Genomic DNA, 25,623 nt, shown 5'->3' on the forward strand with positions numbered 1-25,623 from the left:
TACGTATCCGAAATCAACAATTATTCAATGGCATATCATTTGACCATCATTAGACGACCAAATAGAATTGGACAACTATGCTGAAAAACAGTTCTTCATGGACAAAATCGCCTTTACTGTTTTTACTGTTTATACTTCCTCGTTTAGGGATAGCTCAGACGGGTAAAGCTCTATTAACAGATAACGCCCTCAAAACTCATCTTGACTCTTCTGTGAATATTTGTGCAAAGACCTACATGTCGGATCCAAATTCGGTAGGTCTTTCAATTGGCATTTTTCTTAATGGTAAATCTTATAAATTTAATTATGGCGAGGTAAAAAAGGGAAGTGGTAAACTCCCGACTGCCAATACTTTTTATGGTATTGGATCAATTGATAAGACATTTGCTGCAACTTTATTAGGTCAGGCTGTTCAAGAAAAAAAGATAAAGCTGAATGACGATATTAGGAAATACTTACCCACAGGATACTCAAATCTGGAATACGAAGGAACTCCGATCAGATTTGTAAATCTTGCAAATCATACGTCTGGTTTGCCCAATGCAATCAAGAAATATTCACCACAAATACAGGATAGCCTGCGCCAGTTGACGCTCGCAGACCAAGTAAACTTTTATTCGTTGTACTCCGCCGATAGTTTGCTCGCCGATCTTTATAAAGTAAGGCTTGATACTATTCCGGGTACAAGATATCAATACAATAATAATGATATAAAACTTTTAATACTGCTACTAGAAAGAATATACGGTCAATCTTATGGGCAGCTTTTGAGGGATTTTGTGAATAAAAAACTGAATATGAGTGATACCAAGACCGAACTTTCTGTTTCCGACACGTCAAGGGTCTCAACTGGTTATTTCAGAAACAAACCTGAGAATTTCGTAAACTTAAAAGGTTTCTTTGTGGGCCCAACGGTAGTTTCAACCACAAATGATATGCTGAAATATATTGAAGCTAATCTTTCTGAAAAAAATCAGGCTATTAAACTCACTCATCAGAGAACATGGACAGAAAGTGATAGTTTCTCTTTGGGATTGGGCTGGATGATTGGAGGTGAAAGCAATGGTGACCACTATATTTATCACGATGGAAATACACGAGCTGGCTATAACTCCATCTGTATATTTTATCCTAAAGACAATTTGGGAATTGTTATAATGGTCAATGAGACAAATAGCTTAAGTAAAATTGGAGATCTGGCAAACGAAATAAAAGTGAAATTGAGCTACAAATAACTTCACAAGACCACAACAATGGCAGTTCCACACATGCCGACACACAGACCAAAGCAAATCCTCAAATCATTCCGCCCTACTGTCACTTCGAGCCTCGATCGTCTTTGAGAGGCACAAATCCCATTTCGGATAGGCGCGTTCGGGGGACAAACCGTTAGGAAACAGCCCGCCGCGGCGGGGCTGTTTTAGGTTTGGGCCAGACTGTAGGGTTGGCGAAGTTACTCCGGCGTTCGGCCGAGTGCGGTTAGGACCGAGCGTTAAAGATTAATCCGTCGCGGCGGGCTAATCTAGCGAGAGCCTGTCCCGATCGCGCAGCGAATCGGGAGGCCAGCTTGCAGGGCTGGGAATGTCTTGACCTTTTGGTTCCACCCCTGCGTCCCGGCTCCTCGCTAAAAATACCCACCGGGTATTTTTTAACGCTCGGCCCTCCCCACGGTCAGTGCCTGCCTCGCCGCTAGGCGGGTCCCCGCGGACCACTGAACCATTTGGCGTCACAGCTCCGTCCTCCGGCATTGAGTTCGCTGCCGCTGCCATGTTTCCTGCGCCGGAGGCAATGGATTAGGTTTGTCTGATGCCAGGGGTTAAAACCCCCGCTTGCCCGCCGTGGCGGGGCTACAAAGATTCCGCTCCTACGGAGCTGTTTCCAGTTGTCCTGCTTCTCCCCCGATTTTTACCAGTACTGGACTTTGTACCAATCTCAACCCCGGCCTTTGGCGGACACAAATCCCAATTCGGATAGGCGCGCGGGCCGACGTGGCAGCGGGCCAGCGTCCAGCCAAGTGCGGTTGGAGCTTTGCCACGTCTTGACCTTTTGGTTCCACCCCTGCGTCCCGGCTCCTCGCTAAAAATACCCACCGGGTATTTTTTTAACGCTCGGCCCTAGGTCAAGCCAAAAGGACGTGAAAGAAAACAACCGTCGAGGTTCCTGAGGCTTCACCAAAGCTCTGTTGCTTGAATGCTGGATTGTTTACCAAATCAACCGCCTTTTCCAATCCATATCCCTGTGCTGAGGTTGAAACTTCTGATCCATTTTACCTAGTGTTAAAACCTCAGGCTACGGTATCGGCCGTACCTACGGCACGCATTCACCTATTCTGGGTCCTGACTTCGGATCCCGGCCTTTGGCGGACACACATCCTCCCCACCAGTCAGTGCCTGCCTCGCCGCTAGGCGGTTCCCCGCGGACCACTGACCATTTGGCGTCACCGCTCCGTCCTCCGGCATTGAGTTCGCTGCCGCTGCCATGTTTCCTGCGCCGGAGGCAATGGATTAGGTTTGTCTGATGCCAGGGGTTCCGCTGCGCTGCACCCCTGGCTACAAAGATTCCGCTCCTACGGAGCTGTTTCCAGTTGTCCTGCTTCTCCCCCGATTTTTACCGGGACTGGACTTTGTACCAATCTCAACCCCGGCCTTTGGCGGACACAAATCCCAATTCGGATAGGCGCGCGGGCCGACGTGGCAGCGGGCCAGCGTCCGGCCAAGTGCGGTTGGAGCTTTGCCACGTCTTGATCTTTTGGTTCCACCCCTACGTCCCGGCTCCTCGCTAAAAATACCCACCGGGTATTTTTTTAACGCTCGGCCCTAGGTCAAGCCAAAAGGACGTGAAAGAAAACAACCGTCGAGGTTTCTGAGGCTTCACCAAAGCTCTGCTGCTTGAATGCTGGATTGTTTACCAAATCAACCGCCTTTTCCAATCCATATCCCTGTGCTGAGGTTGAAACTTCTGATCCATTTTACCTAGTGTTAAACCCCCAGGCTACGGAATCGGCCATACCTACGGCACGCATTCACCTATTCTGGGTCCTGACTTCGGATCCTGGCCTTTGGCGGACACAAATCCTCCTCGCACGGCCTGTGCCTGCCTCGCCGCTAGGCGGGTCCCCACGGACTACTGAACCATTTGGCGTCACCGCTCCGTCCTCCGGCATTTTTTCTTCTGCTGTCACAATGTTTCCTGCGCCGGAGGCAACGGATCAGGTTTGTCTGATGCCAGGGGTTCCGCTGCGCTGCACCCCTGGTTACAAAGATTCCGCTCCTACGGAGCTTTTGCCGTACATCCCCTTGATAGCTCCCTCCCTTGGAGAGCCTGTCCCGATGAGCGCAGCGATATCGGGAAGAGGGGGGTGAGGTTATCGACCGAGAGTAGGCGAAAGGAAATTTTTTAATTCGATGCCAACAGGCCCAATCAGAAAGGATTTAAAGTGCAGGTTACATGTTGAATCAGCTTAAAAAAAACTAAAATATATTCTAAATCACTGTTGCTTCGTATGGTTTGCAACTATATTTTAGTCAGAGAAACAATCAAAACGTGACTGCGGAAAGTCAGGCCTGGAATTCTTCAGAAGCGACCAAAAGCTGACACATCTAGAAGCTGATTTTGGCGGAAGGGGATAGGTACTTTTGCCGTTAACGCCTACTGATTTTTTGTTTCAGATTTACCATCCTCTCCACCCAACCATCCCCACCCTGCACTTTCCAATGGAAAAAGTGAATGTCCAACTGAGTCCTGAATTCAGAACCCAAACCGTCAAGGCCGTCACAGCTATCGGCCTTTTTGTTTTTACCTATTTTGTCCTTTTCCTATTGGCACTTGGACTGACCGCATTGTGCATCATGGGGGGTATTCTCCTCATTTCGATCAAAGTTGCCATCATCACCATTGGTTTGGGTCTGGGGCTGGCCAGTTTGGGCGTGTTGATCCTGATATTCTTGGTCAAGTTTCTCTTCAAATCACACAAAACAGACAGGTCTCACCTACTTGAAATCACCCAAGCCGATGAACCGTTACTTTTTGCAATGATTGAGGATATCGTCGCCAAGGCAGGAACCTCTTTCCCCAAAAAAGTCTACCTGTCCTACGACGTCAATGCGGCGGTGTTTTACGATTCCAACTTTTGGAGCATGTTTTTTCCGGTAAAGAAAAACCTGCAAATCGGAATCGGTCTGGTCAATTCGGTCACTCAGGCTGAGCTAAAGGCGATTCTTGCGCACGAGTTTGGACACTTCTCCCAGCGTTCCATGAAGGTGGGTAGCTACGTCTATCAGGTCAATCAGGTGCTCATCAATATGCTCTACGAAAATGATTCCTTCGATCAGCTCGCTGCCAAATGGGCCAATATCACCGGCTATTTCCACATTTTTGTGGTGGTAGCCGTCAAAATCATCAAAGGGATCCAATGGATCCTGCGGAAAATGTATGAATTGGTCAATCGGGAATACCTGGGACTGTCCCGGGAAATGGAATTCCATGCCGATGAGGTCGCTGCTCATATTACCGGATTTCAACCGCTGAAAACTTCCCTTTTGCGACTTTCATTTGCCAATTATGCCTTGGATTCGGTCTTTGACTTTTACAATGGTAAAGTTTCTGAAAACCTCGGGACGCAGAATCTATTCGCAGACTACCAAATGGCAATGAACATACTGGCAAAGGAAAATGGCCTGGACCTGGAAAATAGCCTCCCCAAAGTCACCGAGGTAGAACTCAGCCGCTACAACAAATCAAAGCTGGTCATCAAGGACCAATGGGCCTCCCACCCGAGTACTGAAGATCGGGTAGCACGTTTGGAAAAATCCGGAATCACAGTGGAAGGACTGTCATCAGAGCCCGCCGGTGCACTTTTTCTGAAAATAGCGGACTATCACAAAACCTTTACCGAGCAGCTTTTCAGTACAGTGAATTATCAAGGGGAACCAACCCAACTTCTGGCAGATCAATTTTCTGAGGCTTTCGAAAAGGACTTGGTAAGAAATTCGTTCCCAAAAATCTTCAATGGGTACTACGATAACAAAAATCCGGTTTTCTTCGCCCCGGAGGAGACCAGTTCCGGTTTTGAGGAAATGTCAGACCTATTTTCCGATGAAAAAGAGGATTGGATCTATACCGCTCAAGCACTGGAAAATGATATCAGAACCCTGAATCAAATTCATAGCGGGATGCTCAAGGTAAAATCCTTCGATTACGACGGAATCAAATACAAACCCAAGCAAAGTATCGGGCTGGCAAAGAAACTCCGTCAGGAGGCTGATGCCCTGAATGCTGAAATCCGGGAAAATGACCGCGCGATACTGGGGTATTTTTATGGTGTGGAGCGCATGAAAGAATCCAAGCTGGCTGACTACCTGCAGACCTATTTCAGCTACGACAACTTTTATGCCGAGCAGATCAAGGTATATGATGAAATCAGTCAAGGCTTGGTTTTCGTCAATCAGTCCACTCCCTTTGACGTAATCAGGTTAAATTTCCTCAACCTCAAACCACTGGAGTTAACACTGAAAACGGGGATAAGAGCGATCCTGGAAGATCCAGCTTTTGCGAATGAACTGGATACCGACATGAAGGCAAATTTCGAACTGTACATCAATCATGATTGGGTTTATTTTGGCAATGAGAAGTACTTCGATGAGAAACTGGCATACTTGTTCCAAGCAAAAGAGGATTTTGGCCGCTTGCTATCAAGAGGGTATTTCCTGAGGAAAAAGGAGCTCTTGGAATACTGGGCAGGTTTAGTAAAGCTAGACTTGGAATCACTTCCAAATGGCAGTCCGGGTTCGTATGAAGTCGATAGTCAGAATTGAGATACGAAGCCGGGGGACGCAGCGTGAAGGATTAGCCCGCCGCGGCGGGCTAATCTAGCTAGAGCCTGTCCCGATCGCGCAGCGTATCGGGAGGCCAGCTAGCAGGGCTGGAGTTCTCTGCTGATACCATTTCTTATTCCTCCCGATGGCTTCAGAGGTGGGAGAGAGGGCGTCGAATCGGACCTGCATCTCCAATTCTACCACTGCTCAAGCTCCCTTTCCTGGAGAGCCTGTCCCGATGAGCGCAGCGATATCGGAAAGAGGGCGGGGGGTGAGGTAGAGAAGGAAGGGATGTGTTGAAGATGGGAAAATCCCAATGGAGATCCGGGAGATGATTAGCCCATATGCCCCAGCTTTCGGAACAGTTGAATAGCGAGCAAGACAAAAACAAAGCTGAATGGAAGGGCAAAAAGGATTAATAAATTGCTCACGGCTTCCAGCAGTCGATCTTTTCCCAATAGGACCAGCAAAGCGGTAAAGACCAAAATACTGACTCCCCAAAAAATCCGAATGCCGGGCCTTGGTTCTGTTTTCCCCTCGTCAGTGAACATGCTCAGGACGAAAATCGCCGAATCGATCGAGGTGATCAAAAAAGCAGCCACCAAAAAGGTCGCCACGAAATTGCTCAAATGAGAAAATGGAAATACCGAGAAGTAGTTTAAAAGTGAACTATAGATCGAGGAAAAAGCTTCTTTGTCAACGATTCCAGTTTGGAGCAGCTGGAAAGAATTGCCCCCAAAGACGGCAAACCAAAAGAATGTACCCAGCGACGGCACCAATAGCGTGCCGAGGATCAACTCCCGGATGGATCTTCCTTTGGAAATACGCGCAATAAAAACTCCCGTAAAGGGTGCCCAAGCCAACCAAAAAGCCCAATAGAAGTAGGTCCAATCCCTGAGAAATTCATCCCCGACTTTGGCTTTTCCTAGGTTGAGACTCATCGGGATGAAGTCAATCAAATAAGCTTCCAATCCCAATATAAAGTCCTTTAGGCTGAGGAGTGGTGCTCCCGATAGCCATGCAAAAATCAATAGCAAACTTGCCCCTCCTATTGTCAGATTGGATAGCAAACTGATCCCCCGGCGTACGCCAAAATAGGCTGAGATCATCGAGACTACCGATAGCAAGGTAATGGGAATCAGGACTGTTTCGGACGAAAATGATCTTCCCGTCCAATGCATGATTGCCTCCAAAAGTTGCCTGCTTCCCAATCCCACACCAGCCACGACACCAAAAAGCGTACACAGTACCAACAGGAAATCCATCAGCATTGACCAAACCGGATGAGTTTTGTTTCCCAACAAAGAAGAAGATCCCAAAGCTGGCCCCCCTTTTTGGTAGAGGTTGTAGGCCACGATTAAGGCCATCAGCCCGTAAAATGCCCAGGGAGTAAAGCCCCAATGGAAAAATGTGTATTCAAGTGCAAAGACCTTGGTATCCAAATGGGTTTCTCTCGGAGGGTTAAGAAAATAGAATACGGGTTCTTGCACTGCTCGAAGCATCAACCCACCTCCCATGCCTGTACTGTACAGCATGGCAATCCAGGTAAACCAACCAAATTCAGGAGGACCTTCACCCAAACGGATTTTTCCCAAGGGAAGAGCAGCAAGGATACCTAAAGTCAGCACAGCCCCTAGACCCAAAATCAGATAATAATCACCAAAATAGGCCAGCACCCAAGTGGTCCAATCGGCCAGTTGAACAGCCAATCGCTCCATGGAAAAAACCGCATACCCCAAAAAGAGCAAGAGGGCCACACCGCTGAGTTGGAGCAATCGAAGAGGGGGTGAAGAGGGGGTTTTAGAGGTCAAGTGAGTTGCGATTGAATCAAAAAGCCAAGGATTCTGTCTTCGGAAAATACCCAATCCATTGGGAAATCAGTCGAATGGTTTGGCATTTTTGGGGTTTAACTGTTCAATTTTTTGGGTCAAGTATAGTATCGGATTTTTTCCTGCCTGAAAATCCCTCTACTGAAGAGCCTGTCCCGAGCAGCTCAGCGTATCGGTAGACTGGCATGCAAAGTGAGACGCCCGACCTGCCTCAGCGTCCACAAACCACCCAGATGCCCATTTTGATTCCGCGCTCTACCCTAGACAACTATAAATCTGGCCTTCAGTCTTCTTTGCCGGTCATCTCGACGATAGGAGAGATCTCACAGGTTGGACAACCCGACAACAGCTCCGCTCACTTTAGGCTCTTCATTCTCGTCTTCCCGACTTCCTAGGCAAGATTGTTAAACAAACGCCTACCTACCACAAAACTCCAAAGGGAGGGACGGCCCTTCAGGATTCACGGTTTTTGGAGTGGTGGAAAAACCGTGAATAAAGCAGGTTAGCTCCCGAGTGCGGACAAACCGTTAATAAACAGCCCTGTGGGCTGTTTTAGGTTTGGGCCAGGTTGTAGGGAGGGGAGATCCACCTGTTTTTAGGTTTGGAACCACTCCAAAAATCCAATCGATTCGGAATAAAGGATGGATCAGAAAACACCACCGATTGGAAGTAAAGACTGGGGCCAAGGGGTTTTGGTTACTTTTTGCCCCACAAAAAGTGACAAATAAGAAAACAGCCTTTTAGGTTCCTTGATCTCAGTAGGCTGGACTGCACCGATGGTTGGTATTACCGCTTTTCTCCTTTTCAGCCTTCACATTTGAGCTTTCAAACTTCTCAGAGCCCCTCCAAAAACCCTCCCAATCTCCCTCCAATCCGTAGCCGGGTCATCCGTATTCTCAAACTCCTCAAACTCATGCCATTCATGGCTTACGGGACCGACTCCCCCTTTACAAAGGCCGGGAGGGGTGAGCGTGAAGAAACAGCCCTGTGGGCTGTTTTAGCGAGCAGCCAGCCTGCAGGGTGGGACTGAAATGGAACCTATCTCCAATTTTTCACAACTAAACGGATTTCCAGAGATCAACTTTCCCCGGAGTAGGGCAGTGGCCTCTCCGCCGTGGTTTGTGTATTCACAAACCACAGAATCGTATGGCAGGTGCTTCCACGGATATTCCCCTAGGATTGGTAAAGACCACACTACGGGTGGGCGTGATCGCTCCAACAGTGTGGATGGGAGACAATCAGGAAAAAAACATGGAAGTTCTGCTTGCGATGAAAGAGGGAGACCCCTCGACCAAACTTCCCAACAGTTCATTTATCAGGACATGGGTCACACTGGTGAAAGCCCTATTGATATCGTGATTTTACTCCTGATACGATAGTCGTGAATTAGTTACTAGAATAGCTAGTAGATGCTCATGAAGGCTATTTATCCAACTACGTGACTATTTGGAATTCCTGACATACTCAGTTGGGCTCGTGTCAAATTGCTTTTTAAAAGCAATTCGAAAGTTCCGAACACTACCGAAACCTAGCTCGTAAGCTACCTCCGAAACATTGAGTCCACTTCTAGTCAATAGCTTTGCGGCTTTATTCAACTTAGAGGTCTGGAGAAACTGGTGCGGGGACTGCCCCGTGATTCCTTTGATTTTCCTGAAAACTTGGCTGCGGCTCATGCCCAACTCTTTTACCAAAGAGTTAACGTCAAATTCTGGATTGGACAGATTGTTTTCAATAATCTGGTTGGCAGTGTCCAAAAAGGAAGAATCCAGCTCAGTCAGTCCAAAAACTGGTTGGGCTTCATCGCGTGGTTCGGAAAATAAACGCTTGAGACGCTCCCTATCTGAGATGATAGTTCTTATCCGTGTTCTTAGCACTTTTGGACTGAACGGTTTCAAGATATAATCATCCGCTCCCAGTTCATAGCCATCCTGCAAGGTGCTCTCGTTGGTTTTGGCACTCAACAATATGATGGGAATGTGGGAGGTGGAGAAGTTCTGCTTCAACAAACGGCACAGACTTAGCCCATCCATTTCGGGCATCATAATGTCAGTAACTATCAAATTGGGCTGCCAGGTATCTGCGATCAGTTTGCCTTCTACCCCATTGTTGGCTGTTTTCACCTGGAAGTATTTTTCCAAGGATTGCTCCAAAAAGGTTTGCATCTGTGGATCGTCTTCGACAATCAAAACCTTGTCTTTGGAGCTCGAAAATTGGACTTCCCCCCTGTCATAGTATTTCAGAACCTTTTTAGGCTGAGCCATCCGCAAGGCCTGATTAGACACCAATTCTTCCGAGCTAGCCATAGGAATCGTCACATAAAAAATGCTACCCAATCCTGGCTTGCTCTTTAGGGAAACCTCGCCTCCATGCAATCTCACGTATGTTCTGGCGATAGACAAGCCTATTCCAGTTCCAGGCTTATTGTGGTTCGATTGGTAGTAGGCATCAAATATCCTTTTCTGATCTTCCTCAGTTATCCCGATTCCATTGTCTTTGACTTGAATTTCGATCGAGTTGGAATCGGTCAACACTTTTAGACCGATAGAGACTTTACCTCCGGGTTTGGTAAACTTAAATGCGTTGGAAAGCAGATTGTAGATGACAATATCCATCTTATCTTCATCAAAGCACATCTCCTGATAACTTGTCTCAAACAGACTACAGATCTCTATATCATTGTCCTTTGCTAAGTACTCAAACTGTTTGATCCTTTTGGATAAAAATGATACGATGTCCACCTTACTTGGAATCAGAGAAATGGTTCCATCTTCCGATTTTCGGAAATCCAAGAGCTGGTCAGCTAGTTTCTTAAGTCTTGCCGCACTTTGATGGACTATTCGGAGATAGTGGTTACCGTCCTTATCCAATCTATAATTCTCAATAAGATTCTCGATCGGGCCAATGATCAAGCTAAGCGGCGTCCTGAATTCATGGGAAATGGTGGTGAAGAGGTCGAGCTTCAACCGGTACAAGTTCTCCTGGTTTTGCTTCTCCATGCGTTCCAATTTCAGATCATTGAGCAGTTTTAGCCTGTTCAAAGAAGCGCGGCTGACGCCAAAAATGGACAATACAATGGCGAGGAAGTAAAGTGCATAAGCCCACCAAGTTTTCCACCAAGGGGACAAGATCCGCATCGAAATCTTTGCGGGTACGTCATTCCATACGCCATCATTGTTTGATGCTTTGACGTAAAAGGTATAGTCACCGGGAGCCAAATTGGTATACCTGGCGGATCTGACATTGCCTACATAGTTCCAGTCATCGTCATAGCCCTCCATGTAGTACGCATAGCTGTTTTTTTCTGCGGAGGTATAGTTTAGAGCGGTAAAGTCGAAAGAGATATCCGATTGAAAGTGCTTTAATTCGAGTTCTTCGGTTTCAATTGCCGGCCTAGAGAGTAGGCCGTCTTTTTGGTAAGACTTAAGCGGTCTATTGTGTAGGTAGATGTCCGTAATATAGACCGGAGGCGAATAGGAGTTGGTCTTCAGACTGTCCGGGTGAAATGCCGTGACGCCATACACCCCTCCGAAGTACAGCTTGCCGTTCCTGTCGATGGCCAAACTGTTTTCATTGAATTCTATCCCATTGATCCCATCCTCGTAGCTGTAGTTGACAATCTCCATACTTGCCTTAGATAGCCTGGAGATCCCGCGGTTTGACGAGATCCAAAGATCTTGGTTACCGTCAAAAATCACCCCCTTGATCGTGTTGCTGGGCAGCCCGTGAGACACGTTGTAGTGCGTAAAACGCTCGGTCTCTACATCAAAAAAATCCAGCCCCTTGTCAGTAGCAATCCACAGGTTTCCTTGACGGTCCTTGCACAGGGAATATACTCGGGATCCCACGAGTGAATTTCTATCTGTCGGAGAGTGGGTATAGTTGGTCATTTGACCAGTTTTTTTGTCCAGAAGGCTGAACCCGTTAAAGGTGGCGATCCAAAGATGACTGGAATCTTTGGGAATGATCTGGGTGACGTGATTGTGTGGCAATGAAGCTTGCTCGCTTGGATCGTGTTTGTATTTGCCCCGAGCGCCGGTTTTGAAGTTTTGGTAGATTAACCCCTGATTTCTGGTGGCTACCCATATGGTGCCCTCTTGATCTTCAAAAAATGCCTTTACGTAGCCATCTTGGTACAGCCATTCGTTGTTCGAGTAGTTTTTGAAAACATCGTTTTTTGTTTTGTATTCACCTAGACCTTGCTGGTAATAGCCTAGCCACAGATTACCGTTTTGCGCTTCGAAAATCCCGTTGACCACATTGTCGGCTGGCTTGTTGCCATGTTTGTCGAAGTATTCGAATTTGTCGCCTTGGGGATCATAGTAGTTTAAGCCACCATGGTCAAGCCCAATCCAAACCCCTCCCTTGCTACTCGCCGCCAAACTTAAAACAGACTTGCCGCTGAGTCCGTTTTTTGGGTCTTGGGTAAATTTCCAATTTTCGAAAAGACTTTTCCGGGGATCCAAAACGCTAAGGCCTCCATTCACAGTCCCCGCCCACGTGAGGCCTGACTTGTCTTCCATCACGAAAGTAATCGCCTGGCTGCTCAAGTCCTTGTTTTCGGGGATAGGAACGAGCCGGTCAGCATTTGCCTCAAGGGAGTAGATACCCTTTCCGTCCGTGCCCACAATTATTTCACCATTTGTCCTCTTGGCCATATGGTAGATCAATTCAGGCCTTTCGCCATTTCCGGCTTCGACTTCCTCCAACTCCCTTGAGTCCAAATCATACCTGTAGATCCCTCTATGGTAAGTACTGAGGTAGACGGACCGTTCACGCAATATCAGCTTGGTGACAGAGAGACCAGAGGTCTTTGCCTCTCCGAAAAAGGCCACGTACTCCCGTGACTTTTTGTCAAAACTCTTGATTCCTCCCTGTTTGTTTCTCAAGACCCAAGCTCCATACGCGACCAAAAGCCTTCCGTCCGAGGTCTCTGCAATATCCCTTACTTCAGCCATTCCCGCTGTGGGGAATTTCAAAAAAATCTGTGACTCCGGATCAAACAGAAATAGGTTTCCTGAACCATTCCCCACCCACAACGATCCGGATTTGTCCACTAAAATCCTGGAAACCAAGTTTCCTTTGGGATCGTCTCCCGATCCCAATTGGAAGTGGCGAAATTGGTCCTGATCACGGTTGAGCAGGTTCAAGCCCTCATTGGTTCCAACCCAGATATTCCCGGATCTGTCCTCGGCTATGTCCCAAACCTCACTACCGATCAATGAAGTAGGATCCTCGGGGTTATGGGTGAAATTCCTGAAAACTACTCCGTCAAATTTGCCGACTCCCTCTTTGGTACCTATCCAGATGAAGCCCTTCGAATCCTGAAAAACACAGGTAACATAGTTGTTTAGCAAACCCTGCTCAATTGCGATTTTTTCTACGGCTGTTTGGCCAGAGGCCCTGAAAGCGACCGAGACAACCAATAGAATAATATACAGGGGGATAGTTACAAACCGGCGTTGGAAGCGCCGAATATTTTGGGTTTTCAAGTCTTAGGGAAGTTAGCGTTTGAATATACGAAAGCTATCCAAAACAGAAGCCCCAAGCTTTCATTGATAGAGAACTGAGTTTGGCTTTATCCTTCCGGAAATCAAAAAAAGGCGGCTAAAACAGCTGTTTTAGCCATGGCTGACACATTTCAGCCCCCATTTTGGCCAGAAATTTCCCCCGGAAGCCTCCCTTCCCGATTGAAATTGGCTTCACAATTCAGGTCTCTTTTCCCCATGATGAACAAAAAGTCCAAGAGGAAATATATCCAATGGCTTTCTCTTGAAATCATTTGTGCACTGGTCATTTTGGCGGTCACACTCTTCCTTATTGCTATCAATTAAAATGAACATCTCTTAATGCCCAGAAAAACAATTCCACTTCTAACCCAATAAATCCAAAAAAATGAACCACCCGCACAGCTTGATCAATCAGCATTTCTGGAGGAATATGCTGGGATTAATTTTACTAGTGTTATTAACCCCTATCGCGATGGCTCAGTCGCCGATACGGGGAAAGGTAACGGCCGATGATGGACAGGGCTTGCCAGGAGTCAACGTGCTAGTCAAGGGAACGGGCCAAGGAACCGTGACCGACTTGGGCGGCAATTACCAAGTAAGCGCCAAGGAAAGCGATATTTTGGTATTCAGCTTCATCGGCTTTCAGACTCTTGAGATAGCGGTAAAAAACCAGACCGAAATCAATATACTCCTCAAATCAGACGAGCAAAGCCTCAACGAGGTAGTCGTCACCGCGCTGGGAATCGAGCGGGAAAAAGAGGCCCTAGGCTATTCCGTTTCCGAACTGAAAGGCGATGGATTTACCCAAGCGAGGGAAATCAACGTCGCCAACGGCCTGGCGGGGAAAGTTGCCGGAGTAAACGTAAGCAACATATCATCCGGACCAGCCGGTTCTTCACGCGTGGTGATCAGGGGAGCGACCTCGCTTACGCAAAACAACCAGCCGCTCTATGTGATCGACGGGATCCCCATGGACAACAGCAACCTGGGCTCGGCAGGAATGTGGGGAGGCCGGGACCAAGGGGATGGAATCAGTAACATCAATCCAGACGACATCGAAACCATGACCGTACTCAAAGGCAACACTGCTGCCGCGCTATATGGCTCCCGGGCTTCCAATGGCGTCATCTTGATTACTACCAAAAGCGGCTCAAGCAAGGAAGGGCTGCGACTGGAGGTCAATTCCAACTTCGTCGTTGACAAAGCAATCAACCGGCTTGATACCCAAACTGAGTACGGTCACGGTTTGAACGGGAAGAAACCGACCACTTTAGCCGAAGCATTGGCCGGAGGGGATACCGCCTGGGGAGCAAAACTCGACGGAACTCCCGTTATCCAATTTGATGGGGTGGAAAGACCCTACTCCTACACTGGCGACAATTTTGCCAGATTTTACGAGGTGGGGCATACATTTACCAACACCATAGCCCTCACGGGAGGCACTGAGAAAATGGGCTTTCGATTTTCAGCCTCCGACCTCAGCAACAAGAGCATTGTGCCTAATTCTGGGATGGATCGAAACAACTTCACGCTGAATGCTCAAGGAAAAGTGAACGAAAAACTCACCTTTCAAGCGAGTGGAAGCTATATCTATCAGAACGTCCTCAATCCACCGGCACAAGGAGATTTGGTAAGCAATGTCAACTATACGGTATGGAGCTTGGCCCCTTCGATCAATGTCTTGGACCTGAAGGGCGACCCAAATCGCCTGGGAGCACGACCCGACAACGGGGCTGAATTTATGCCCGCCCAGACAGTCTATTTCGAAAATCCCTACTTCAGCGCCTATCAAAAAAGAAACGCAAGCGAGCGCACCCGGGTGCTGGGTAACATCAGTCTGACCTATGATTTCACCGATTGGCTGTTTCTGAGCGCGCGTACCGGCATCGACCAATGGAATAGGAGCTATGAAAATATGCACCCCTATGGAAGTGCCCAAGCACCACTGGGTTATATCGAGCAATCCCAGACCAAACACCATGAGATCAACAGTGATATCATGCTGGGTTCCAACTATTCCTTCAAAAATGGCTTGGCGTACAACCTGATGGTTGGTGCGTCCAAAATGGTGCAGGAGCGTTACAGCAATAGCACCAACGGGTACGACTTTGCAATCCCTTTCTTCAACAGCTTCTCCAACACCATCCGGAGAACCGGCTCGGTAGATCAATATTCGAAGGGAATCAACTCGGTATACGGATTGGCGGAAGTCTCCTACAACGCGGTCTTGTTTTTGACCCTGACCGGACGACAAGATTGGTTTAGCACACTCAATGGCAGGGGGATTTTCTACCCTTCGGTCAGCACCAGCGCAGTGTTGTCTGAGCTGGTGGACATGCCTGACTTCCTAAACTACCTAAAGCTGCGCGCTGCCTGGGCTCAGGTCGGTGGTGACACGTCCCCTTATGTCCTTAACCAAACCTATTCGCTGGGCCAGCCCCACAACGGGGTTCCTCAAGGGGGCATAACGCAAAACTTCGTGGCGAATTCCGAATTGAAACCCCTACTGGCCACAGAAGTAGAGCTGGGCTTTGAGGCCCAATTCTTCAACAACAGAATGGGAATAGATTTCACGGTCTACCAAAGAATCACCGAAGACGACATCCTACCTGCCACGATCTCAAGGACATCGGGATATCTCTCGGCGCAAGTCAACGTGGGCGAAGTGAGCAACAAAGGAATAGAGCTCCTGATCAACGGTACACCTATAGCCAAACCGAACTTCACTTGGAATGCCTCCTTAAATTTGGGCTACAACAAAAGCGAAGTGCTTAGCCTGATCAATCCGGAAGTCCACGACGAATGGCTGCAGTTGGACCAAAACAGAGCCCAAACCGCCTATATCCACAATATCGAAGGGCTCCCATACGGCCAGGTGACAGGCTACCAATACCTCAGGGATGCCTCAGGAAATATCACGCACAATGCCTCGGGACTGCCGTTGCGTGACGACGAGTCAGGATTGGTCGCATTTGGATCAGGTGTCCACCCCTTGACTGGAGGTATTACCAACAGCTTCACCATCAAAAAATTCGACATCGGATTTTTGGTTGACTACAAAATGGGAGCGGTGATATTCAGCGGAACCAATTCCTGGCTTTACAGAAGAGGGATGCACAAAAACACGTTGGTAGGAAGGGAAAATGGCATCGGTGACATCCCTGCAAGCAACATATCAGCCTACTACAACGAGATAAGAAACAAAATCGCAGAGGAGTTCATCTACGACGCCGACTTCGTGAAGCTCAGGGAAGTGACCATCGGCTACCAGCTGCCAAGCCACCTGCTCAACAAACTGAAAATCAGAAGCGGAAAGGTGTCGCTCGTGGGAAGAAACTTGCTTTTGCTCCACTCCAAAGTCGAAAACATCGATCCCGAGTCCACTTACAACGAAGGAAATGCCCAAGGGATGGACTTCTTCCAGCTTCCGCAAACCCGAAGCTATGGTGTAAACCTCAACCTGTCCTTTTAAGCTTTAGAACCCGAAATCACAAAAAAATGAAACTAAGCAATAAATACATCAGTAAACTGGCAGCCCCAGCTTTTGCGTTGTTTTTCAGCATAGGATGCGTAGAGGATCTCAAAGAACTGAACAACAATCCAAACGCAATCAACGACCTGGCCTATGGCATTCAGCTCACCAATATGCAGCTCAGCTTTACCGGGGGAGCCCATGAGATCTTTAGAACATCACTGGGGTATTGTTTTTCATCCATCCAGCAAATGGCAGACCTGGAAAGCCCCGTTTCCGGAGTATTCCTTCCGGGTGACAAGTACCTAAACGACCCGCTGTTTGCAGCTGCATTTTTCGAAGAGGCCTACATCAATGAATACCGAAACATCGCCGACTATGTCAATCGGACTGCTTCCGACCCGGCTGCGGTAAACTTTCACGCCATTGGTAGGATCTGGAAGGTCATGTCAGCCCATCGGCTGACTGACATCTATGGAGATGTGCCTTACTTTGAAGCAGGCATGGGATACATCAGCAATCAATGGTTTCCTAGCTATGATTCCCAAGAGGAAATCTATATGGACATGTTCAAAGAACTGGATGCAGCGGTCAACTCCTTTGATTCCGCTCTCGGTGGTCCTGGCAACAATGATATCCTATATGCTGGAAACCTCGAACAATGGAAAAAATTCGGCTACTCCCTGATGCTTAGACTGGCACTGAGAATCTCCAAAGCAAATCCAAGCGAGGCCGAAAGTTGGGCGAAAAAGGCCATCAACGGTGGAGTGATGACCAGCAATGAAGACTTGGCAAGAGTCACCCATCAAGTTGGAGGCCACCGAAACCCGTTCAATGCAGGCTTCAATACCCGGGACAGGATCCGATTGTCCGCCACTTTCGTCAACTGGCTCAAAGACCATGGAGACCCTCGGCTGGACATCATCAGCTGGGTACAAAACGGGGGACCTCATCAGGGGCTACCCAATGGTTACGACAACACCACGATCCAAGGCTATCCGGGCGGTAGCGACATCAATGCCTACTCCAACATCAACCCGGCACTGCGACAATGGGATTCACCTTCACTCCATCTGACCTACGCGGAGGTGGAACTGATGCTCGCAGAGGCCGCGCTAAAAGGATGGCATAGCGGCAGTCCAAAAGAGCATTACGAAAAAGGAGTTACCGCCGCTATGAGACAATGGGCTATTTTCGGGGTCGAAGTCCCATCGTTTGGGGAAATCGAAACCTATCTGAAAGAAAACCCCTTTAGTGCTGAGAAAGGTATGGAACTAATAGGTGAGCAATATTGGGCGGCAACCTTTCTCGTCAATTGGGAAGGTTACGCCAAATGGAGACAGACCGGCTTCCCAAAACTGACTCCAGTAAACTATCCAGGAAATGCCACCAACGGACAAATCCCCAGAAGAATGACCTATTCCCGAGAAGAATACAGCACCAACCTCCAGAATGTCAGCCAAGCGGTATCCCGTCAGGGCTCAGACGACTTCACCACCCGAGTCTGGTGGGACAAGGAGTAGATTCCCGATGGCCTTCCAATTGGAGGGCCTTTTTTTTTATTCAAATCAAGTTTTATCTATCCCAGCGCAGCCGGACACCGCCGGAATTCCTCCCATTTTTTAACGCTCCACTTTAAACTTTATACAACCGCGCCACTACCTGTTTTGTGTATCGCTGCGAGTCGTCTCAGCGTTCACAACCTACCCACCGCCGGAGGAAGCGGGCCGGCTTTCGGCCTTGTGCGGTTAGGACCGAGCGTTAAAGATTAACCCGGTGGATTAATCTAGCGAGAGCCTGTCCCGATCGCGCAGCGTATCGGCAGGCCAGTTTGCAGGGCGGGCCCTGTCTTGATTTTTTACCTGCCCGCCGTGGAGGGGTTCTTTTTCATCAAAGCCTGTCCCGATTATTTCGGGAGAAAAAGAACCTAAAGAAATCAACGATGAAGGTTCCAGAGCGCCTGCCCCAACGGTTTTTACTTCTACCTGCATTCAAATTCTCCGCGGCATTTTCCGTCTGCTTCCCAATTCCACATTCCTCTCCACCGGTCAGTGCCTGCCTCGCCGCTAGGCTGGTCCCCACGGACCATCGAACCATTTGGCGTCACCGCTCCGTCCTCCGGCATTGAGTTCGCTGCCGCTGCCATGTTTCCTGCGCCGGAGGTCAATGGTATTTTTGTCTTTTTTACCGTGGGTTACAGCCTTCGTACCTCAGGCCTCACCCACGGCTATTCATGGTTGGACCCCTTTGGGGTCAGACTCCAAGCCCCAGGCCTTTGGCGGACACAAATCCCACTTCGGATAGGCGCGTTCGGGGGACAAACCGTTAGGAAACAGCCCGGTGGGCTGTTTTAGGTTTGGGCCAGACTGTAGGGTTGGCAAAGTTACTCCGGCGTCTGGCCTAGTGCGGTAGGAGCTTTGCCACGTCTTGACCTTTTGGTTCCACCCCTGCGTCCCGGCTCCTCGCTAAAAATACCCACCGGGTATTTTTTTAACGCTCGGCCCTGGGTCAAGCCAAAAGGACATGAAAGAAAACAACCGTCGAGGTTCCTGAGGCTTCACCAAAGCTCTGTTGCTTGAATGCTGGATTGTTTACCAAATCAACCGCCTTTTCCAATCCATATCCCTGTGCTGAGGTTGAAACTTCTAATCCATTTTACCTAGTGTTAAAACCCCACGCTACGGTATCGGCCGTACCTACGGCACGCATTCACCTATTCTGGGTCCTGACTTCGGATCCCGGCCTTTGGCGGACACAAATCCTCCTCGCACGGCCTGTGCCTGCCTCGCCGCTAGGCGGGTTCCCACGGACCACTGAACCATTTGGCGTCACCGCTCCGCCCTCCGGTATTTTTTCTTCTGCTATCACAATGCTTCCTGCGTCGGAGGTCAATGGTATTTTTGTCTTTTTTACCGTGGGTTACAGCCTTCGTACCTCAGGCCTCACCCACGGCTATTCATGGTTGGACCCCTTTGGGGTCAGACTCCAAGCCCCAGGCCTTTGGCGGACACAAATCCCACTTCGGATAGGCGCGCGGGCCGACGTGGACCTGTCCGCCGCAGGAGGAAGCGGGCCGGCGTTCGGCCGAGTGCGGTTAGGACTGAGCGTGTAGGATTAGCCCAGTGGGCTAATCTAGCGAAGGGCCAGCTTGCAGGGCGGGCCACGTCTTGATCGTTCTTTTTCATCAAAGCCTGTCCCGATTATTTCGGGAGAAAAAGAACATAAAGAAATCAACGATGGAGGTTCCAGAGCGCCTGCCCCAACGGTTTTTACTTCTCCCCCACGGCCTGTGCCTGCCTCGCCGCTAGGCGGGTCCCAGCGGACTACTGAACCATTTGGCGTCACAGCTCCGTCCTCCGACATTGAGTTCGCTGCCGCTGCCATGTTTCCTGCGCCGGAGGCAATGGATTATTTCTCTTTTATGCCAGGGGTTCCGCTGCGCTGCACTCCTGCCCGCCCGCCGTGGCGGGGCTACAAAGATTCCGCTCCTACGGAGCTGTTTCCAGTTGTCCTGCTTCACCAGACCCCGAAGGGGTCAAACTTCTCAATAACCACGGGTGAAACCCGTGGCAATTCCCAAGGAAACTAAATCCCGACCCCGTAGGGAGTCGAACTGCTTCCCGCTGTCCTGCTTCTCCAACGATACCTATCGATGCCGGACTCGATCAAATAGAACATCCAGTGGCGTCTGGTTGGGAAAATGACTCACGATACACGGTCTCTCTTGATCTTGAGAAACTGTCTGATCAACGGGATGGAGGTGACCACGATCAGCGAAACGACGATCCATTCCAGATAGTGGATCAGGTCAGGAAAGATGATCTTTAGGAAATACCCCGCCAAGACCAGGCTGGATGTCCAAACCAAGGCACCAATGAAGTTGTACACCATAAAAACCCGAAAATCGGACCTGATCAAACCCAGACAAAGCGGCAAGAAAGTCCGGATGACTGGGATAAACCGACCGATGACAATCGCTCCATGTTGCCGCTTTTCAAAATAGGACGAGGCCATATTGAGATAGCTAGCTTTGAAAAAAAAGGAATCCTGCCGGGAAAGCAGCCATTTGCCCAGCTTAAATCCCACATAGTACGATACAGCGTATCCTACGAATGCCGCTATCGCAAGAGCGAGTACCAGCAGGTGAATGCTTACATCCAAGATCGGCAATCCACAAAGCATTCCTGCCAAAAACAACAGCGAATCCCCAGGCAGAAAGAATCCAAAGAACACCCCATTTTCGGTAAATATTACCGCCAATAGAAGGATAAGTCCACCCCGACGGATAATCAGCTCTGGACTCAACAACTCTAAGATGGACTGGATAAATTCAATCATAGTTTTGTGATTAGGATCTCTCAACCCGCTGCGGAATCCGACTAGAGGGTCGGGACAGCCTTCATAGTTCTCTGATTAATTCAGGTTGAGGGGTAGGCTGGGCTGCGGCCTCGCCGGTCTCCAGACCAAATTCACCTTCCCATTTTGCAATAACCACTGTTGCCAGGCAGTTGCCGATGACATTGACCGAGGTTCTTGCCATATCCATCAGTTCATCGATCGCCAGGATCAAAAATATTGGAGCCATGGGCAGGTTAAAGCTCGCTGCAGTACCCATTAGGATAATCAGGGAAGCTCTGGGAATGCCAGCCACACCTTTGCTGGTCAGCATCAGTGTCAATACCATCAGGATTTGAGTTTCCAGACTCATTTGGATTCCAGCGGCCTGGGCTACAAAGATCGACGCCAAGGCCAGGTAGAGCGTGGTGCCGTCCAGATTGAAACTATAGCCGGTAGGCATCACAAATGCCACGATCTTCCGGGGAACTCCAAACTTTTCCATGGCTTCCATAGCCTTGGGAAGCGCTGCCTCCGAACTGGTCGTCGCGAATGCAATGGACACAGGCTCAGAGATGGCCTTCAGAAATTTGATTACAGGGATCTTGAGCAGGTAGGCAATGGGGAGCAGCACCAGCACCAAAAAGCCCAACAAAGCCACATACAGCGTTGCCAACAGATGAAACAGGTTGACCAATATCCCAAGCCCCATCTCACCCACCGTGTAGGCAATGGCTGCCCCGACACCAAAGGGGGCAAAGTACATGATCAACCGGGTAAAGTTAAACATGACCTCTGACAGGCTCTCGGTAAACGAAAGCATCAGCTGCTTCTTCTTTCCGTCCTTCACCAGTGCCAGCCCGATTCCAAAAAGGATACTGAAAAGAACAATCTGCAAGATCTCCCCTTCGTAGATGGACTTGGCAATGTTTTCCGGGAAAATATGGAGGATGACTTCTTGCCAACCCCGCGCAGTCCCCTGAAGGGGTACCTCACCTTCAGGCAGTTCGATCCCGACTCCGGCTTGGGAGATGTTGATGGCCACAAGTCCGATGATCAAAGTCAGTGTGGTCACCAGCTCAAAATACAGCAGGGACTTCCAACCCATCCTGCCAACCTGCTTGAGGTTGGAATGGCCCGCAATCCCCACCACCAGGGTGCCAAAGAGTAAGGGGGCAATCACGGTTTTGATCAGTTTGAGAAATACTTGGCTGACCACTTTCAGGTTCATTGCCAGTTCGGGAAAGTCGACCCCTATGGCGATTCCGATAAGCATGCTCCCGAATATCCAAGTAGTGAGGGATGCCTTTTTCAGACAGTACCCCACCACGGCCACCAAGCCCAGCCACCTGCTGGCCATTAGGAGTGCGTCGGAGAGGAGCTCCGGCCATAGCAGGTGCAATACACCGGTCAGCGCCGCTTGGGTGGCCAATGCCACCAATAGATATAGGATCGTGTTTGATTTTTTAAGAGACATAAGGAGAATGCAATACAGATGGATTTCAGGACCAGAGATCGGCGGTATTTTGGGATTTTGGCAGATTGCAATACACGGGACGTATCCGTGTTTTCAGGTTTGATTTTTAGTGACTGCCCAGGAACGAATCCGGGAGTGGAGTGAGAGTTGCCGCGTCAAGACCAGGAGATGGATAGGTGATTTTCCCCTTTTTTAGGAAACACCCCGGATGAGTCACAATCGGGAAAGTCCGTAGTTTTTCCAACTGAAGCATTGTACTCGGTAGGGCCGCTTGCGACCGGCCGGTATTGCTCAGGCCATCCTGTCTAGTTGGCGTTTGGTTGGACAGACATTCTTATCCTAGACCTCCTTGGCAAGATGGGCCGACTGCCATATCCGTTGGTTAGCAGCTGCCGTAGCCCATTCTTTTTATCCGGGAGTAAGCGTGCAAACTCAAGCAACTGGTTTTATTCCAATTGATTTGGGCGATTCACCCAGAAGAGCGGCTGGGCTTTCCGGTGACTAAGTGAAACAGTGGTGGGGACACACTGTCAAAAAATCAGGTAGGCTTATAGAGATCGCCATCGGCAAGCCTTGCTTGTTGTTTCCTTTCAGAATACAGCATGCCGACAATCCAGAATAGGGATTGGGGATGGATTGAGGCTCAAAAAAATACTGGACTGTCCGGGCTACCGGCCGTTGGGGTACATACCCAAATGGAAGTCCATCGCCTACTTCCAGGCTTATACTTTGCTGAAGGAAATTGGTGGGATAGAATATTTCACCCGGTGCAGGCGAGTCAGGGTTGGAGGCCACGGGAATATTCCCGGACCAAATGCTCACCGCAATTGCCAGATTGAGGAATAAGAATAGGATCCCAAAAACCCTCATAGGAAATATTTGCAGGTAAAGCTAGCTGAAAAAAAAGACTTGATTTTAAAACAGGGTGTCAAATAGTTTTGTGTGGAGTTAAAATTTCAAACCCTAGTCCGACCTGCCTCCGCATTCACAACCCACCCCAATGCCTATTGTGATTCCGCGCTCTACCCTAGACAACTATAAATCTGGCCTTCAGTCTTCTTTGCCGGCCATCTCGACGATAGGAGAGATCTCACAGGTTGGACAACTCGACAACAGCTCCGCTCACTTTAAGCTCTTCATTTTCGTCTTCCCGACTTCCTAGGCAGGATTGTTAAACAAACGCCTGCCTACCACAAAACTCCAAAGGGAGGGACGGCCCTTCAGGATTTACGGTTTTTGGTTCTGCGGAAAACCGTAAAAAAACAGGTTAGCTCCTGAGTGCGGACAAACCGTTAATAAACAGCCCTGTGGGCTGTTTTAGGTTTGGGCCAGGTTGTAGGGAGGGGAGATCCACCTGTTTTTAGGTTTGGAGCAGGACCAAAAATCCAATCGATACGGAATAAAGGATGGATCAGAAAACACCACCGATTGGAAGTAAAGACTGGGGCCAAGGGTTTTTGGTTACTTTTTGCCCCACAAAAAGTGACAAATAGGAAAACAGCCTTTTAGGTTCTAAAAAGCATTAATCAAGCCTGTACCTAGATCTCAGTAGGCTGGACAGCACCTATGGTTGGCATTAACGATTTCCTCCTTTTCAGCCTTCTCACTCCCGTGCTGAGCAGGTCGAAGCGCCTGTGCTGAGCCCGTCGAAGCATTAGCTTTCTGCCTTTACAGACCCCTCTTCAAAAACTCCACGAGACCCCGAATTTCTATAACCAAGTCAGCCGTCAACTCAACGTATTCAAACTCATGCTAGGCATGATTCAGTTTTGGATGGCATGCCTATCATCAGTTTTCGACAAAAAAAATCTCATTTTTTAAATATATTGAAGCCTTGACCTAGAGTTTAAAAACATCATGCATCCATTCATTTTGGCCATTGGGCTCTTGTTATATAGCTTCCTAGAATCCGACCATAGGCTGGAAAAAGCCAGAGAACAATACAAAAGTGCCAATTCCGTGAGCTATCATCAGACTGCCTATTATCCAATTCCCGATGCGGATATCGTGGATTCGTCAAAGATGTTCGTCGTAATTTTCAATCCTGGATTGCTGGACTACCAATTTCTTGTTTCAAGAATGGACGTAGATGAGGTTTATCAAGATGGGATTTTTAGCGAAGTCAGGCATAAGGAAAAAGCATACTACCGCTATGAAAAATCTGAAAATCAAAAATCTTACATGGAGTCTTCCCTTTTGAATAAATATGGTCCGATTTCTTTGCTTCAACATGAATGGAAATATCTAAACGACACGGCTCTAAGTAACAGGCAATACGGCCATTTCATGCGGATAGAAAGAGAGTGGGTATATGAAGAAAAACAAATTGTGGTCGAACACCATATCTTTCTTTCTCCTGATGACTTAATCGCCCGGTTTGAACGAAGAAATTATGTGGATGGTGCACTCACTCAAACCGTCACCTATCGATATGATGAATACCAATTTGATCAGCATACCTTATCCCCACGGGCATCATCTCCGGAGCTGTATTCTATGAAGTATTTTGAGCGGGTGGATAAATTGAAAGCCCTTGAAAAGGGTACTTCAGCACCGCATTTTGAGGGGAGGGGCACCAATGGGGAAGAGATTGTATTCGGAAAAGAGCTGAGTGAACAAACCCTACTTTTATTCGGATCAATTTCCTGTGGATATTCTCAGATGGTAATAGAACATATCAGCCAAGAGCAGTTCAAGTTGAAAAATGGGGTAGCACTGCTTACATTTTTAGGTTCTGATACAAGAGAAAGAGCGGTCAAATACTTGGAGAAATTTCCCTTATCTAATCCAGTAATTGTGGATCGTCGGGATATCGAAACCAGTTATGGGATTGCAGGATATCCGATTTTGCATCTGATTGATCAAAACGGCACGATTACCGAAAGCCTCGCTGGATCCTCGGGAATCATCGAATTATTAGATCGTCTGGCAGCTGAAAAGTGATTTGCGAAGCGGTCCCCAGAAAAATCATCGATTGGTAGCAGATTTCATTGAGAGCGTCCACGGAGTAGTGCAAGGCCTTTCCTCCCGGTGGTTTGTGTCTCCACAAACCACTAAACCGAATGCCATGGAGGACGTTTCACTGAGATTCGCGACCACCATACTCCCAAATTCCTTGTAATTATGCGCATCCCGGTAGCAGTAATGGAAGCGGAGGTTCTTGATCTGACATACCTCTTCCAAAAACTAT

Annotated in this window: 16 protein-coding genes; 9 read left to right on the forward strand and 7 right to left on the reverse strand. The window is 48.5% G+C overall.

Going from position 1 to position 25,623, the window contains the following annotated elements; all coding sequences use genetic code 11:
* The first annotated feature begins 77 nt into the window (after positions 1-77).
* Both J0A67_RS17135 and J0A67_RS17140 read left to right on the forward strand, forming a co-directional pair.
* Complete coding sequence (locus tag J0A67_RS17135; protein WP_206570618.1) at positions 78-1,235, forward strand: serine hydrolase domain-containing protein; 1,158 nt, start codon at positions 78-80, stop codon at positions 1,233-1,235.
* Positions 1,236-3,713: 2,478 nt separating this feature from the next.
* Complete coding sequence (locus J0A67_RS17140) at positions 3,714-5,813, forward strand: M48 family metalloprotease (RefSeq protein WP_206570619.1); 2,100 nt, start codon at positions 3,714-3,716, stop codon at positions 5,811-5,813.
* Between the two features lie 335 nt (positions 5,814-6,148).
* Here the strand turns inward: J0A67_RS17140 and J0A67_RS17145 are convergent, their stop codons facing one another.
* Entirely contained in the window at positions 6,149-7,624 is a 1,476-nt protein-coding gene (locus tag J0A67_RS17145) for a BCCT family transporter (protein ID WP_206570620.1), read from the reverse strand.
* Between the two features lie 203 nt (positions 7,625-7,827).
* On the opposite strand from J0A67_RS17145, the gene J0A67_RS17150 reads away from it, so the two are divergent.
* Both J0A67_RS17150 and J0A67_RS17155 read left to right on the forward strand, forming a co-directional pair.
* Positions 7,828-8,037, forward strand: coding sequence for a hypothetical protein (locus J0A67_RS17150; protein WP_206570621.1), 210 nt, complete (start codon positions 7,828-7,830; stop codon positions 8,035-8,037).
* Between the two features lie 751 nt (positions 8,038-8,788).
* Positions 8,789-9,001: a hypothetical protein gene (locus J0A67_RS17155; protein ID WP_206570622.1), complete on the forward strand. Its 213-nt coding sequence runs from the start codon at positions 8,789-8,791 to the stop codon at positions 8,999-9,001.
* Positions 9,002-9,084: 83 nt separating this feature from the next.
* Here the strand turns inward: J0A67_RS17155 and J0A67_RS17160 are convergent, their stop codons facing one another.
* Positions 9,085-13,131 (reverse strand): two-component regulator propeller domain-containing protein, encoded by a 4,047-nt coding sequence (locus J0A67_RS17160; protein ID WP_206570623.1) that lies wholly within the window; start codon positions 13,129-13,131, stop codon positions 9,085-9,087.
* A 403-nt stretch (positions 13,132-13,534) separates the two neighbouring features.
* Between J0A67_RS17160 and J0A67_RS17165 the strand changes: the two genes are divergently transcribed.
* Complete coding sequence (locus J0A67_RS17165) at positions 13,535-16,621, forward strand: SusC/RagA family TonB-linked outer membrane protein (RefSeq protein ID WP_206570624.1); 3,087 nt, start codon at positions 13,535-13,537, stop codon at positions 16,619-16,621.
* 26 nt (positions 16,622-16,647) lie between these two features.
* The gene (locus tag J0A67_RS17170; RefSeq protein ID WP_206570625.1) at positions 16,648-18,144 is read left to right on the forward strand and encodes a SusD/RagB family nutrient-binding outer membrane lipoprotein; all 1,497 of its coding nucleotides are present in this window, start codon (positions 16,648-16,650) and stop codon (positions 18,142-18,144) included.
* A 258-nt stretch (positions 18,145-18,402) separates the two neighbouring features.
* On the opposite strand, the gene J0A67_RS17175 is transcribed toward J0A67_RS17170, so the two are convergent.
* Entirely contained in the window at positions 18,403-18,612 is a 210-nt protein-coding gene (locus J0A67_RS17175; protein WP_206570626.1) for a hypothetical protein, read from the reverse strand.
* Positions 18,603-18,767, reverse strand: a complete 165-nt coding sequence (locus tag J0A67_RS17180) for a hypothetical protein (protein ID WP_206570627.1) — start codon at positions 18,765-18,767, stop codon at positions 18,603-18,605. The genes J0A67_RS17175 and J0A67_RS17180 overlap by 10 nt, the downstream gene beginning before the upstream one ends.
* Before the next feature lie 516 nt (positions 18,768-19,283).
* Between J0A67_RS17180 and J0A67_RS17185 the strand changes: the two genes are divergently transcribed.
* Complete coding sequence (locus J0A67_RS17185; RefSeq protein ID WP_206570628.1) at positions 19,284-19,733, forward strand: hypothetical protein; 450 nt, start codon at positions 19,284-19,286, stop codon at positions 19,731-19,733.
* A gap of 593 nt (positions 19,734-20,326) precedes the next feature.
* Here J0A67_RS17185 and J0A67_RS17190 read toward each other — a convergent pair.
* From J0A67_RS17190 to J0A67_RS17200, 3 genes are all read right to left on the reverse strand, one after another.
* Positions 20,327-20,959, reverse strand: coding sequence for a DedA family protein (locus J0A67_RS17190; RefSeq protein ID WP_206570629.1), 633 nt, complete (start codon positions 20,957-20,959; stop codon positions 20,327-20,329).
* A gap of 61 nt (positions 20,960-21,020) precedes the next feature.
* Positions 21,021-22,433, reverse strand: a complete 1,413-nt coding sequence (locus J0A67_RS17195; protein WP_206570630.1) for a dicarboxylate/amino acid:cation symporter — start codon at positions 22,431-22,433, stop codon at positions 21,021-21,023.
* 501 nt (positions 22,434-22,934) lie between these two features.
* Entirely contained in the window at positions 22,935-23,303 is a 369-nt protein-coding gene (locus tag J0A67_RS17200; RefSeq protein WP_206570631.1) for a hypothetical protein, read from the reverse strand.
* A 130-nt stretch (positions 23,304-23,433) separates the two neighbouring features.
* Between J0A67_RS17200 and J0A67_RS17205 the strand changes: the two genes are divergently transcribed.
* Positions 23,434-23,595 carry a hypothetical protein gene (locus J0A67_RS17205; protein ID WP_206570632.1) on the forward strand — a complete coding sequence of 54 codons (162 nt, stop codon included), beginning with the start codon at positions 23,434-23,436 and terminating at the stop codon, positions 23,593-23,595.
* A 797-nt stretch (positions 23,596-24,392) separates the two neighbouring features.
* A complete protein-coding gene (locus J0A67_RS17210) occupies positions 24,393-25,376 on the forward strand; it encodes a TlpA family protein disulfide reductase (RefSeq protein WP_206570633.1) in 984 nt (327 codons plus the stop codon).
* The last annotated feature ends 247 nt before the right edge of the window (positions 25,377-25,623 follow it).

Origin of the sequence: Algoriphagus aestuariicola (genome assembly GCF_017254835.1) — a bacterium.
Lineage (GTDB): Bacteria > Bacteroidota > Bacteroidia > Cytophagales > Cyclobacteriaceae > Algoriphagus > Algoriphagus aestuariicola.